This is a genomic window from Mesorhizobium sp. P2_A12 (genome assembly GCF_056405075.1).
Genome location: NZ_JBFUCU010000014.1, coordinates 44,537 through 57,414, shown reverse-complemented (window position 1 = coordinate 57,414; position 12,878 = coordinate 44,537). Strand labels below are relative to the sequence as shown.

The following is a 12,878-nucleotide window of genomic DNA, read 5'->3' as shown; positions in this document are numbered from 1 at the left end:
CCCTTTGGTTGGAGATACCATGGTTGGAAATACCGGCACGCACCATAGCATAGGTTGCCGCGATTCGGCCTCGCGTGGCCCCTATGTCAAAACTTAAATCACAGACTTAGGCTGACAAGCGCAACAACAGTGACTATTTCGTGACCATGACGGAACACTCCGAACATCGCCAGCAAAGCCTTACGACCGCCACCGAGGCGCGCGGTCTTGAGGCGCTGATTTCGCGCGCGGCCCGCGCTGGCAAGGGCGCGGCGCCGGTCGAGCGCTGGAATCCCGACTTCTGCGGCGATCTCGACATGGAAATCAAGGCTGACGGCACATGGTTCTATCTGGGCACGCCGATCGGACGCATGCCGCTGGTGCAGCTGTTCTCCTCGGTGCTGCGCAAGGACGCGGACGGCAGGACCTATCTGGTGACACCTGTGGAACGGGTCGGCATCCGCGTCGCCGACGCGCCGTTCGTCGCCGTCGAGATGGATGTTTCGGGCAGCGGCGACGGACAGATCATCACCTTTCGCACCAATGTCGGCGATGTCGTCGAAGCCGGACCGGAACGGCCGCTGCGCTTCGTTGACGAGAGCGAGACCGGTGGCCTGAAACCCTATGTGCTGGTGCGCGGTCGGCTGGAAGCGCTGGTTGCGCGGCCGGTGATGTATGAGCTGGTCGGACATGGCGAGGAGATCGAGATCGACGGCAAGACCATGTTCGCCGTGCGTTCGAAGGGTGCGGTGTTTGCGATCATGCCGGCGGACCAGCTGAAGCGGCTGAGCGCGTGATGGACAAGATGTCGCCGGCGCCGTTTTCCGCAGCGGATTTTCGCGCGCGCTTTGCCGCGCAGCCGGACGCGCATGCCGGCGACGACTATGGCGATCATCGCTTCAATCCCGGCCATCCGCGCCTCAACCAGGGCAAGCCGCTGCGCAATGCGGCGGTGCTGATCCCGGTGGTCGATCATGAGGGCGAAGCCACGGTTCTGTTGACCAAACGGGCCGAAAGGCTGCGCGATCATTCGGGGCAGGTGGCCTTTCCCGGCGGCACCATCGATGCGACCGATGCCAGTCCGGAAGCGGCGGCTGTGCGCGAGACCTTCGAGGAAATCGGCCTTGCCCAGGATCGCATCGAGATCATCGGCCGCATGCCCGATTATGTCGCCGGCAGCGGCTACCGCATCGCGCCGGTGCTGGGCATCGTACGGCCCGGTTTCCAGCTCACCTTGAATGCCGACGAGGTCGATGCCGCCTTCGAAGTGCCGCTTCGTTTCCTGATGGACCCGGCCAACCACAAGCGCGACAGCCGCATGTGGAACGATCTCGAATGGTTCTTCTACGACATGCCCTATGGCGACCGGCGCATCTGGGGCGTCACCGCCGGCATCATCCGTACGCTTTACGAAAGGCTCTATGCGTGAATGTCTCTATCGCGGGCCGGGCCAAGTGGCTCGGCGACAAGCACCTGCAGCGCCTGCTTGCCGCATTGGCGCAAGGCGGTGAAGAGGCGCGTGTTGCCGGTGGCGCGGTACGCAACACGCTGATGGGCCAGCCGGTCGCCGACATCGACATCGCCACCACGTGTCTGCCGCAGGAAACAATCCGCCGCGCCGAGGCGGAAGGCTTCAAGGCGGTGCCGACCGGCATCGAGCATGGGACGATCACGGTGGTCGCCGGCGGCAAGCCCTATGAGATCACCACCTTGCGCGCCGATGTCGAGACCGATGGCCGCCGCGCCAAGGTGTCGTTCGGGCGCGACTGGAAGCTTGACGCCGAACGGCGCGACTTCACCATCAACGCGCTCTATGCCGAGGCCGATGGCACGGTGATCGACCTGGTCGGCGGCATCGCCGACATCGAGGCGCGCCGGTTGCGCTTCATCGGCGATCCGGAGGCGCGCATCCGCGAGGATTATCTGCGCATCCTGCGCTTCTTCCGCTTCTTCGCCTGGTATGGCGATGGCCGGCCGGATGCCGAGGGGCTGAAAGCCTGTGCCCGGCTGAAGGAAGGGCTGGCCCAGCTTTCGGCCGAGCGCATCTGGTCGGAACTGAAGAAGCTTCTGTCGGCGCCCGATCCTTCGCGGGCGTTGCTCTGGATGCGGCAGGCCGGCGTGTTGACCGCCGCGCTGCCGGAAAGCGAGAAATGGGGCATCGACGCGATCCATGCGCTGACCAAGGCCGAGAAGGATCTGGACTGGGCACCTGACCCGCTGCTCAGGCTGGAAGCGATCGTGCCGCCGGATGCCGCGCGCATGAAGACGCTCGCCGAGCGGCTCAAATTTTCGACCGCCGAAGCGGATCGCCTGCGCCACTGGGCGTTGGCCACCGCCGCCGAGCCGAAGACGACGGAGGGCGAGTTGGCAAAGCGGCTCTATCGTGGCGACCGGCAAGGGTTCGTCGACCGCCTGCGGCTGTCGCTTGCGGGCGCGCGGATGCGCGCCGTCGACGACAATGACGCGCTGCTCGAAGCCGGCGGCTTTTCGCGCCTGCTTGCCTTCGCCCTGAAATGGGAAAAGCCGTTGTTTCCGCTAAAGGGTGCCGATCTGACGCGGCTCGGCGCAACTCAAGGGCCGAAGCTTGGGGAAATCCTCAAGAACCTTGAGACGGAATGGGTCGAAGCGGGCTTTTCGCCCGATCGCGGCGCGCTGCTTGAACGCGCCGCGGAAGCCTTGAAAGCAGGCTGAAGTCACGCAGCGTCGCGGGTCTTCTCGATGCGCGAGCGGATCGCCTCGATCATCGTCTCGCGGATGACCGCCTCGCCATGGGTCTCGCGCATGTGCTCTACGGCACGGCGCATGACCTCGGCCTCCTCGTCGGCACGCGTGTGCCAGTCACAGCCGGGCACGAGCGACCCGCAGTGAAATTGTTTCATGGGATTTCTCCTTTTCCTCCGCGGAGCCTGAAGCTCCGATAGTTTTTTGGCTCATGGTCCAAATCCAGGATGGGACTTGGGGCCGCGAGCGGGGGAACAGCATAACACAGATGGGGCGGCATTGGTCGCAGTCAACGGCGAAAAGGCGGAGCAGCGCTGCTCCGCCCTCTTACGCTACCCCGAAACAGGACCAGAGATCGTCTCGTCCTGCTGTGGCAGGCAGGCTGTCACTTTGCGATCTTGACGGCCTCGGCAACCTTGTTCTTGCCGCTCATCTCCCATGAGACGCGAACCTTTTCACCGACCTGAAGGCCAGGATCCTTGAAGGTCTTGGGAAGCGTAAAAGACGATCCGTCATCGAGGACAAGGCTCATGGCCGTTGCGTCAAAGGTCTTGATCGTTCCGGTGGTGTGCTTGACGGCGGCGAATGCCACCGAACCGGAAGCGAGAAGGGCAGCGGCGGCCGCCGAAACAATGATCTTGCGCATTGCGAAGTACTCCTGGAAAAGGCGGGTATCCTTTTTGACGAAGATGTCCCGCATCGTCTGGGCCGTCCGGTCGCGTCGGGTCGCGGCTCGCGTTGCTTTGACGCAATTCCGGACGGAAAACAGTTCCACAGTTTCCCTAGAATTGCGCTCAGGCGAACCGCCGGCGCTTCCCGACCCGGCGCAACAAATAGGCCAGCCTTTTCAATCGCCTATTAGACGAAAAAGAAATCTTTCGAGATGCTCCATGCCACATTCCATGCCCATTTCGAGCAAATGGGACATCAATGCGGCTCACATCGCGCTCACCATTTTGTTACGGCCAGCGGACCTCGGGCGGCAGGCTGGAGAGGATCGAGGCGACATTGCCGCCGGTCTTCAGTCCGAAGATGGTGCCGCGATCGTGAAGCAGGTTGAATTCGACATAGCGGCCACGCCGGATGAGCTGTTCGTCGCGGTCGCCATCGGTCCAGTTCTCATTGAAGTTGGCGCGCACGAGGTGGCCGTAGACGACGAGAAAGGATCGTCCGACATCCTGGACGAAGTTGAAATCGGCGTTCCAGCCGCCTTTGTCCTCGCCCGAATGCAGCCAGTCGAAGAAGATGCCGCCGGTGCCGCGCGGCTCGTTGCGATGCGGCAGATAGAAATACTCGTCGCACCAAGCCTTGAATTTCGGATAATCGGCCACCTCGGGGCTCTTCTCGCAAGCGAACTGCATGGCTCGGTGGAAGGCGATGGTGTCGGGATCGTCCTGGGTGCGCCGGCGGTCGAGCACCGGCGTCAAATCGGCGCCACCGCCGAACCATTGCCTAGACGTGACGACCATGCGGGTGTTCATGTGCACGGCCGGAACGTTGGGGTTCCAGGGATGCGCGATCAGCGAAATGCCGCTGGCCCAGAAGCGCGGGTCTTCCTCGGCGCCGGGCATCTGCTTCCTGAATTCGGGCGAGAACTCGCCATAGACCGTCGAGGTGTGGACGCCGACCTTCTCGAAGACGCGGCCGTGCATCATCGACATGGTGCCGCCGCCGCCGCGGCCCTCGTCGCGCTCCCATGGCGTCTTTTCGAAACGGCCTGGCGACCATGAGGCCAGCGGGCCGCCAAGATCCTGCTCGATCTGCTCGAAGGCGCCACAGATGCGCTCGCGCAGCGCCTCGAACCACAGGCGCGCCTTGATCTTCTTCTGTTCGATGTCGGCGGGCAGGCCTGCCGGTATTTCAGGTCGTTCCAAGTGCCGTCTCCGGTTGCGGGGGGAGTCCCTACAAATGACTCGTCTTTTGCCGGCGCGATCCCTAATCTCTTAGGGGCAAGGGTCAAGTGTCCAAGCGTCATTAAGGTGCAAGGAGTTGTTTCGTGCGCACCCCGGCAAGACCACCGCTGGATGGCCTGAAGAAAAGGCTCGACCGAAGCCGGAACGAGCGCGCGCGCATGCCGCGCGACGGGTTTTTGCGCGAGACCTTCGTGCTGCCGCGCTCCGATGCGCGCCTCAAGGCCAAGGAATGGTTCGAGCGCTTTCCCAAGCAGGCCTACTGGACCGAGATCGAAAGCTGGTTCGAGCGCCCGGGCGACCTGATCGAATTCACCATCAGGCGGCTGCCGGCGGCGGATTAGGATTTCCTCGCCCCGTTTACGGAGGGTGAGCGGTCGGTTCGCGTAAATGCGAGGGCCGCTGGATGCCCAGCCCTTCGCAGACTCAGGGCGTTCGAAGCTCGAAAAGCCAAGCAGTTGGCTTTTCGTTCGCTACGCGAACCGCTTCTCACCCCCGTTCACGGGGAGAAGGGGGAGCCACCAACCTTCTCGCCCCCGTGCCTTCCTTCGCCAGGCGGTCTCCCTTGTTCCGCAACGGGCATTTGTCGATCGACATGCAGCCGCAGCCGATACAGTCGGTCAGCCCGTCGCGCAGTTTCTTCAACTGGGCGATCTTGTGATCGAGCCCGTCACGCCAGGCGGTCGACAAAAGGTTCCAGTCGTCGCGCGTCGGCGTGCGGCCCTCGGGCAGGGATTCCAATGCGGCACCGATCTCGGCCAGCGAGATGCCGACCTCCTGCGCGACCTTGATGATCGCCACGCGCCGCAGCACGTCGCGGCCGTAGCGGCGCTGGTTGCCTGAAGTGCGGTGGCTGCGGATCAGGCCGCGCACCTCATAGAAATGCAGCGCCGACACCGCCACCCCGCTGCGCATCGCCACCTGGCCGACCGTTAATTCCGTTACCGGTGCCATCCTTGCTTTCCCGCCTCGATTTTATCGCTTGACCTCAAGTTAAGTTGAGCTTGTAGCAAGAAACCCAGGATGTGCAAATGAAGGAGAGGGCGATGTGCGCCTGGGTCAAATTGACGGGGGTTGCCAGCGAACTCCTAGCTGAGTTGCCGGATGGCTTCACCCGCCACCATGGCGACGGACAGCGCGACGTTGATGCTGCGCGCGGCACCCTGCATGGGGATGGTCAGCCGCGCATCCGCCGCTTGATGGACAGCATCCGGCACGCCTGCGGATTCGCGGCCGAACAAAAGAATGTCACCGCTGGCGAAGTCAAAGCTCGTGTAGGGAATCGCGGCCTTGGTCGACAGAAGCACCAGCCGGCGGGAGCCGGCCCTGCGCCAGTCCTCGAAGGCGTGCCAATCGACATGCCGGGTCAGGTCGGCCATTTCGAGGTAATCCATGCCGGCTCGCTTCAGCGCCCGGTCGGAGAGCGGAAAGCCGGCCGGTTCGATGATATCGACGCCAAGGCCGAAGCAAGCGGCAAAGCGCAGGATTGTGCCGGTGTTGCCGGCGATATCAGGCTGGTAGAGCGCGATGCGGAGACGGTCGTTCATTTCCGCATCCTTCTAATAAGTGGCAGATCGGCCACAGCAGGCTCGCGGTTTTGGAAATTGCTGGACCTGCGGGTGGCCATTTTCTGCGAAGTCGGATATGTCAGGTCCATTGTCAACCCGAACCGATGGAGGGGGAATTCATGATGACCATGCACATCCAGCGCCCCTCTTGTGGGCTTGCACGCCCAACGGCGGTTTCGGTACGACGGTTCTCCTGACTCTCTAAGACTTGATCGCACCGATTCCCGCCGAGACGCTTTTTCGGCTCTCGAAGGAATCCTGCGATGTTTTTCAAACTGTCAAAGGGGCTGAACGCCCCGCCTGAACGTGTCCAGACCGACGCTTGTCGTGTCCAGACCGACGCCATCCGTGCCTCCGGCCGAATGCCGGCGGACGATATGGATTCGCCTTTTTATCTCTATTTTCACACGGAGGACGGACCGATGTTCGATCCCTACAGAATACCTGGCTCAAGGAGCCTGCATATCCACCGGATGCCGACCTGGGCGCTGTTGATCGGCGACACCTATTCGTCAGCCGTTCATGCCGAAGTCCGCCGCCGGCCGCATCGCGGCATGCTGCCGGATGTCGATTTCTCGCACGCGGTTCCCGACCCGAGCCGGCCGTCGCTGGTGCGCCGGATCATCCGGCTGATCCGGCCGGGGCCGAAGATCCGGGTTGTCGACCCCGCACCGTCAGGATCGACAAGCTCGGCTGTCGGCGAAAAGCCTGCTAGCCCCTATATAGCGCGAAGCAGGACCGATGGCTCGGACGATTCCGAGCCATCGGTCCTTGACGCCGAGCGGTCTGGCGACTTCGTACGTTCCCACGCCGCGTGAGCGGAAAACAGATTTGTGAGCATGACTTATGTTGTTCGGCTGGTTTGAAAAAAGGCTCGATCCGTTCCCGGCAGCGGAACCGGTCGAGCCGCCCAAGACGCTGGTCGCCTTCTGCGTGCATTACACACGCGGGGCCTGGCCCTATATCCTTCTCGACGCGGTGCTGGTGACGGCCATCGCCATCGCCGAAGTGTGGATGTTCGGCTTCCTGGGCCGCATCGTCGACTGGCTGTCGGGGCAGAATCGCGAAACCTTCTTGCAGACGGAAGCCTGGAAGCTCGCCGGCATGGCGTTCATCGTGCTGTTCGCGCTGCCGGGCACGGTGTGGCTCCATTCGCTGCTCAACCAGCAGACGCTGATGGGTAACTATCCCATGCGCATCCGCTGGCAGGTGCACCGCTACCTGCTCAAGCAATCGATGAGCTTCTACCAGGACGAGTTCGCCGGCCGCATCGCCACCAAGCTGATGCAGACGGCGCTCGCCGTGCGCGAATGCGTCATCAAGCTGATCGATGTGCTGAACTACGTCATCGTCTATTTCCTAGGCATGCTGTTCATTGTCGGCTCGGCCGACTGGCGGTTGGCAACGCCGCTTGTCGTCTGGCTCGTCGGCTATGTCCTGCTGCTGCGCTATTTCATTCCGCGGCTGGGCAAGGTCGGCGAAGAACAGGCCAATGCGCGATCGACCATGACCGGCCGCGTCGTCGACAGCTACAGCAACATCCAGACAGTCAAGCTCTTCAGCCACGCACGCCGCGAAGCATCCTTCGCCAAGGAGGGGATGGCCGGCTTCCTCGAGACGGTCTACCGGTCGATGCGGCTGGTGACGGTGCTGTATGGCGTCCTCTATATCCTGAACGCGCTGCTGCTGTTCTCGGTCACCGCGCTGTCGCTATGGCTGTGGCTGGGACAGGCCGTGACGATCGGCGCTGTCGCCGTGGTCATCGGGCTGGTGCTCCGGATGTGGGGCATGTCGCAGTGGATCATGTGGGAAATGTCGGGCCTGTTCGAGAACATCGGCACGGTGCAGGACGGTATCGCCTCGATCTCGTTGCCGCGTCTGGTCGAGGACCGGCCGGGGGCCAAGGACATCGCCGTCACCAGGGGCGAGATCCGCTTCGACGACATCCGTTTCCACTATGGCAAGCAGAAAGGTGTCATCGAGGGCCTGTCGCTGACGGTGAAGCCGGGCGAGAAGGTCGGCATTGTCGGCCGCTCGGGCGCTGGCAAGTCGACGTTGGTCAACCTCCTGCTGCGCTTCTACGACCTGGAAGCCGGCCGGATCCTGATCGACGGCCAGGAGATCGCCGGCGTGACGCAGGATTCGCTGCGCGCCCAGATCGGCATGGTCACGCAGGACACCTCGCTGCTGCATCGTTCGGTGCGCGAAAACATCCTCTATGGCCGGCCTGACGCCAGCGACGACCTGCTCGTCGAGGCGGCACGGCGCGCCGAGGCGCTGGACTTCATCTCCGGGCTTTCGGATGCCAAGGACCGCAAGGGATTCGACGCCCATGTCGGCGATCGCGGCGTCAAATTGTCCGGCGGCCAGCGGCAACGCATCGCCATTGCTCGCGTTATGTTGAAGGACGCACCTATACTTATCCTTGACGAGGCGACGTCTGCGCTCGATTCCGAGGCTGAAGCGGCCATCCAGGAGAATCTCTACAAGCTCATGCAAGGCAAGACCGTCATCGCCATCGCGCACCGGCTGTCGACCATCGCGGCGATGGACAGGCTGGTGGTGATGGACAAGGGCCACGTCATCGAAGAAGGTTCGCATGAGGAACTCGTCGCCCAGGGCGGGCTCTACGCGCAGCTCTGGCAGCGTCAGTCGGGCGGGTTCCTGCTCGACGACGGCCCGGCCGATGCCGCCAATGACGCACTTGCAAAGGGGCAAGCCGCAGAATGATGGCCGCCGCATGATGACAGCCGTCTATCGTTGGTTCGAGAACTGGGTCTATCCGTTCAGGGAGCCGGCGAATCTTCGGCCACCGACCAGCGTCGGCGGTTTTCTCTGGCACTATGTCGGCCAGGCGAAATTCGCCTTTTTCGCCATGCTGCTCATCGGCGGCATCGCACCGCTGGTCGAAGCCGGCCTGTTCTACTTCGTCGGGCGGCTGGTCGACATTCTCGACCAGCTTCCCGGCGAGCGCAGCTGGCACGCGCTGTGGAATGCCGCCGGCCCCGAACTGGTGTTCATGATCGCGGTGGTGTTGGTCATCCGCACCATCGTCGTCGGCCTGTCGGCGCTGGTCGACGAACAGACGATCACGCCCGGCTTCTACAATCTGGTGCGCTGGCAGGCGCACCGGTACGTGTCGCGCCAGTCCTACGCCTTCTTCCAGAACGATTTCGCCGGCCGCATCGCCACCAAGGTCTGGCAGGCGGGCCAAGCCACCGGCGACCTGATGGAAAGCTTCATCGAGGTCATCTGGTTCATGATCGTCTATACGGTGACGACGCTGGCGCTGGTCGCCGGGCTGGACCTCAGGCTGGCGGTGCTGGTGGTGATCTGGATTTCCGCCTTCGGCTGGCTGGCTAAGCTCTATCTGCCGGCAATCCGCAAGCACGCCGAGGAAACCGCCGAAGCCGGCTCGATGATCACCGGCCGCATCGTCGATTCCTATTCCAACGTGCAGACGCTGAAACTGTTCTCGGCCGATGGCGACGACCGCTATATCAAGAACGGCTTCGACATCTATCTCGACGCGCTGCGCCCTTTCACCCGGCGGCTGACCGGCGTGCGTATGGCGCTGACGACACTGTCGGGCATCATGATCACGACGATCGGTTGCTTTGCCGTCTATCTCTGGGTCGAGGGCTCGATCACCGTCGGCGCGGTCGCCTTCACGCTGTCGCTGGTGCTGCGCCTCAACATGCTGCTCGGCCGGGTGATGATGCAGCTCAACGGCATATTGCGAAATCTCGGTGTGCTGGAAAACTCCAAGGCGCTGGTCTCCCAGCCGCTCGGCCTCACCGATGCGCCCGGCGCAAAAGAACTCGTGGTGGCCGGTGGGCGCATCGAGGTGAAGAATGTCGAGTTCCACTACGGCAAGGGGTTCGGCGTGCTCAACGGCATCGACCTTGTGGTGCGGCCGGGTGAGAAGGTCGGGCTGGTCGGACCCTCCGGCGCCGGCAAGACGACGCTCGCCAATCTGATCCTGCGGCTCTACGATCTGGAGAGCGGGTCCATCACCATCGATGGCCAGGACGTCGCTGGTGTGACGCAGAATTCGCTGCGCGCCAATATCGGTGTCGTCAGCCAGGACACGGCACTGTTCCACCGTTCGCTACGCGACAACATCAAGCTTGGCATGCCTGACGCGACCGACGCCGAGGTGATCGCGGCGGCCAGGAAGGCCGAGGCGCACGAATTCATCGTGGGCCTTCGCGACAACCGGGACCGTGCTGGCTACGAGGCCTTTGTCGGCGAGCGCGGCGTCAAACTGTCGGGTGGCCAGCGCCAGCGCGTGGCCATCGCCCGCGTCTTCCTCAAGGACGCGCCGATCCTGATCCTCGACGAGGCGACGTCGGCGCTGGACTCGGATATCGAGGCGGCGATCCAGGAAAATCTGGCCCTGCTGATGGAGGACAAGACGGTCATCGCCATCGCCCACCGGCTGTCGACCATCGCCGCGCTCGACCGGCTGGTGGTGCTCGACGGCGGCCGCATCGTCGAACAAGGCACGCATGACGAACTGGTGGCGCTCGACGGGCTCTATGCACGGCTGTGGACGCGGCAGTCCGGCGGCTTCCTCTATCACGAGGAAAGCGTGCTCGAAGAGACACGCCCGGCGGAATAGGGGGCGGCGGAGTGAGATCATGAGTGGATCGGCGGAGGTCGACTATGTGCTCAAGCGGCTCCGGCCAACCACTCCGGCCTTCGACGCGCTGAAGGAGGAGAGCCGGCTGGAGGGCTACTGGATGCTTGTGCGCCTGGCGGATGGCTGGGCGAGCGGCCGCAACAAGTTCCTGAAGCGGGGCGAGGCGCTGTACGGGACATGGCATGGCCGGGACCTTGCCGGCGTGTGCGGGCTGAACGTCGATCCTTATTTCGAGGGCAGGGACCAGGGCCGGGTCCGGCACCTGTTCGTCAGCGCGCGCCACCGCCGCACCGGCCTTGGCCGCATGCTGGTGGAGATCGTCATCGACAGGGCGCGCCACTATTTCGGCGCGCTGAACACCCGCGCGCCGCAAGAAGCCTTCGCGTTCTATGAGCGGCTTGGCTTCCGGCCGGTGATAGGCGAAGAATTCGTCACGCACCGCATGATTTTTGGGAAAGGAGGCTGAAATGTCGCTGCGTCCGCCATCCGCCGGCGCCTCGGCTGCCGAAGCCGCCTTCGACGCGCTCGGCCATGAAATCCTGGCCGAGAAGGCGGCAGCGCTCGGCCGAGCCGGCCAGCGGGTCGAGGAAGCGCTGGCGAGGCTGCGCGACAATGGCGATGAGCAACTGCGTACCCGGCTCCTCAAGGAAGCCGCAGAGGCAGTGCACGGCTATTTCATCCAGCGCGAACTGTGCGGATTGCGAAGGCATGACGGCGTCATCCGTGAATACAACATCCCGAAGGCGGTTCTGGTCAGGCTCGGCGCCAAGTAGCTCGTATGTTCGACCATGATCTCCAGCGAAAAGCGGTTCCCGCTTTTCGAGATCATGGTCATTCCAGCCATTCGGTGATGAAGGTGCCGTTCTCGTGGATGTCGGTGGTTTCCAGCGGGCCCGGGCCGAGATTGGTGAATTTGTGGGGCGTGTTGGGCGGAACGATCACGATCTGGCCGGCAAAGGCCTCGATCTCCTGGTCGCCGACCGTGAACAGGCCGGTGCCCTGGCGGATGATGAAGATCTCTGCGTAGGGATGGGTGTGGAGCCGGGGACCGCCGCCGACATCAGGCAGATAGTTGAAGATCAGGCAGGAGTTGGAGCCGTAGGCGCCGCATTGGAGCTCGCCCTTCCAGCCGTCCGAGCGAACAGCCCATGTGTCGCGGTCTATGACGTGTGCCATGTGCCAAGGATAAACCGGGCCGGTGTCCGGTGTCGAGGTAGACGCGAACCCCGGAATTGCGGTTGTTTCCCTGTTGTTTAGCGATCCTCAGTGGCCATTCGGCGTCGCGCTGCCAGGCGGCGGATTTTGTCCCCGCGACAATCTGCCCTTGTGCCTTCACCCGTCTGGACAAAAACGGGCTTCACGCATAAACCGAAGTCCAAATGCCGGAGGAATTCGCAAGCCTGTTCGCCATGCGCTGTCGGGTTGGCGCAATTGAGCGGGGAACAAGGCTCAGCCACCGGCGCGGAAGAGGCGAAAGGATCAGGCACTCGTGAGCGCAACCTACACCCAGGATCCCAACCGTCGTGATTTTCTCTACGTCGCCACCGGCATGGCCGCTGTGGTCGGCGCGGGCGCTTTCGCATGGCCGTTCATCGACCAGATGCGCCCCGACGCCTCGACGCTGGCATTGGCCTCCGTCGAGGTCGACGTCGCCTCGCTGACGCCGGGCATGTCGCTGATCGTCAAATGGCGCGGCAAGCCTGTCGTGGTGCGCAACCGCACCGAGCAGGAGATGAAGGACGGCGAGGCGGTCAAGCTGGCAGACCTCAAGGACCCGATCGCCCGCAACGCCAATCTTCCAGCCGACGCGCCGGCGACCGACGCAAACCGCACCACGCCCGGCAAGGAAGCCTGGATGGTGATGGTCCAGGTCTGCACACATCTGGGCTGCATTCCGCTCGGACAGGAAGGCGATTTCGGCGGCTGGTTCTGCCCGTGTCACGGTTCGCAATACGACACGGCCGGCCGCATCCGCAAAGGCCCAGCGCCCGAGAACATGGCAGTGCCGGTATTCAAATTCATTTCCGATACCAAGATCCTTATCGGTTGAGGCAG

The 12,878-nt window shown here is 63.2% G+C and carries 16 protein-coding genes; 10 read left to right on the top strand and 6 right to left on the bottom strand.

Annotated elements, in window-relative coordinates; all coding sequences use genetic code 11:
* Positions 1–146 precede the first annotated feature (146 nt).
* The 3 genes from AC1DZU_RS25840 to AC1DZU_RS25830 are packed head-to-tail and all read left to right on the top strand — an operon-like array spanning position 147 to position 2,670.
* Complete coding sequence (locus AC1DZU_RS25840; protein WP_477289594.1) at positions 147–776, top strand: DUF1285 domain-containing protein; 630 nt, start codon at positions 147–149, stop codon at positions 774–776.
* Entirely contained in the window at positions 776–1,408 is a 633-nt protein-coding gene (locus AC1DZU_RS25835) for a CoA pyrophosphatase (RefSeq protein WP_477289536.1), read from the top strand. Before AC1DZU_RS25840 ends, AC1DZU_RS25835 begins: the two co-directional genes overlap by 1 nt.
* Positions 1,405–2,670 (top strand): CCA tRNA nucleotidyltransferase, encoded by a 1,266-nt coding sequence (locus AC1DZU_RS25830; RefSeq protein ID WP_477289535.1) that lies wholly within the window; start codon positions 1,405–1,407, stop codon positions 2,668–2,670. The genes AC1DZU_RS25835 and AC1DZU_RS25830 overlap by 4 nt, the downstream gene beginning before the upstream one ends.
* A gap of 2 nt (positions 2,671–2,672) precedes the next feature.
* On the opposite strand, the gene AC1DZU_RS25825 is transcribed toward AC1DZU_RS25830, so the two are convergent.
* From AC1DZU_RS25825 to hemF, 3 genes are all read right to left on the bottom strand, one after another.
* Entirely contained in the window at positions 2,673–2,858 is a 186-nt protein-coding gene (locus AC1DZU_RS25825; RefSeq protein ID WP_095090837.1) for a DUF1059 domain-containing protein, read from the bottom strand.
* A 227-nt stretch (positions 2,859–3,085) separates the two neighbouring features.
* Positions 3,086–3,346: a DUF1344 domain-containing protein gene (locus AC1DZU_RS25820; protein WP_095091696.1), complete on the bottom strand. Its 261-nt coding sequence runs from the start codon at positions 3,344–3,346 to the stop codon at positions 3,086–3,088.
* 313 nt (positions 3,347–3,659) lie between these two features.
* Positions 3,660–4,574, bottom strand: coding sequence for an oxygen-dependent coproporphyrinogen oxidase (hemF, locus tag AC1DZU_RS25815; RefSeq protein WP_477289534.1), 915 nt, complete (start codon positions 4,572–4,574; stop codon positions 3,660–3,662).
* Between the two features lie 122 nt (positions 4,575–4,696).
* On the opposite strand from hemF, the gene AC1DZU_RS25810 reads away from it, so the two are divergent.
* Positions 4,697–4,954: a hypothetical protein gene (locus AC1DZU_RS25810; RefSeq protein WP_477289533.1), complete on the top strand. Its 258-nt coding sequence runs from the start codon at positions 4,697–4,699 to the stop codon at positions 4,952–4,954.
* Between the two features lie 145 nt (positions 4,955–5,099).
* Here AC1DZU_RS25810 and soxR read toward each other — a convergent pair whose 3' ends face one another.
* The gene (gene soxR / locus AC1DZU_RS25805; protein ID WP_477289532.1) at positions 5,100–5,564 is read right to left on the bottom strand and encodes a redox-sensitive transcriptional activator SoxR; all 465 of its coding nucleotides are present in this window, start codon (positions 5,562–5,564) and stop codon (positions 5,100–5,102) included.
* 134 nt (positions 5,565–5,698) lie between these two features.
* A complete protein-coding gene (locus AC1DZU_RS25800) occupies positions 5,699–6,157 on the bottom strand; it encodes a tRNA (cytidine(34)-2'-O)-methyltransferase (RefSeq protein ID WP_477289531.1) in 459 nt (152 codons plus the stop codon).
* 284 nt (positions 6,158–6,441) lie between these two features.
* Between AC1DZU_RS25800 and AC1DZU_RS25795 the strand changes: the two genes are divergently transcribed.
* From AC1DZU_RS25795 to AC1DZU_RS25775, 5 genes are read left to right on the top strand one after another with little or no spacing between them, the layout of a single operon-like run.
* Positions 6,442–6,996, top strand: a complete 555-nt coding sequence (locus AC1DZU_RS25795; RefSeq protein ID WP_477289530.1) for a hypothetical protein — start codon at positions 6,442–6,444, stop codon at positions 6,994–6,996.
* A gap of 28 nt (positions 6,997–7,024) precedes the next feature.
* The gene (locus tag AC1DZU_RS25790) at positions 7,025–8,908 is read left to right on the top strand and encodes an ABC transporter ATP-binding protein (RefSeq protein WP_477289529.1); all 1,884 of its coding nucleotides are present in this window, start codon (positions 7,025–7,027) and stop codon (positions 8,906–8,908) included.
* A gap of 10 nt (positions 8,909–8,918) precedes the next feature.
* Positions 8,919–10,802 carry an ABC transporter ATP-binding protein gene (locus AC1DZU_RS25785; RefSeq protein WP_477289593.1) on the top strand — a complete coding sequence of 628 codons (1,884 nt, stop codon included), beginning with the start codon at positions 8,919–8,921 and terminating at the stop codon, positions 10,800–10,802.
* A gap of 19 nt (positions 10,803–10,821) precedes the next feature.
* Complete coding sequence (locus AC1DZU_RS25780) at positions 10,822–11,289, top strand: GNAT family N-acetyltransferase (RefSeq protein ID WP_477289528.1); 468 nt, start codon at positions 10,822–10,824, stop codon at positions 11,287–11,289.
* 1 nt (position 11,290) lies between these two features.
* Positions 11,291–11,596, top strand: a complete 306-nt coding sequence (locus AC1DZU_RS25775; RefSeq protein WP_477289527.1) for a DUF6665 family protein — start codon at positions 11,291–11,293, stop codon at positions 11,594–11,596.
* 58 nt (positions 11,597–11,654) lie between these two features.
* Here AC1DZU_RS25775 and AC1DZU_RS25770 read toward each other — a convergent pair whose 3' ends face one another.
* Positions 11,655–11,999, bottom strand: a complete 345-nt coding sequence (locus tag AC1DZU_RS25770; protein WP_477289526.1) for a cupin domain-containing protein — start codon at positions 11,997–11,999, stop codon at positions 11,655–11,657.
* 313 nt (positions 12,000–12,312) lie between these two features.
* Between AC1DZU_RS25770 and petA the strand changes: the two genes are divergently transcribed.
* The gene (gene petA / locus AC1DZU_RS25765) at positions 12,313–12,873 is read left to right on the top strand and encodes a ubiquinol-cytochrome c reductase iron-sulfur subunit (RefSeq protein ID WP_477289525.1); all 561 of its coding nucleotides are present in this window, start codon (positions 12,313–12,315) and stop codon (positions 12,871–12,873) included.
* The last annotated feature ends 5 nt before the right edge of the window (positions 12,874–12,878 follow it).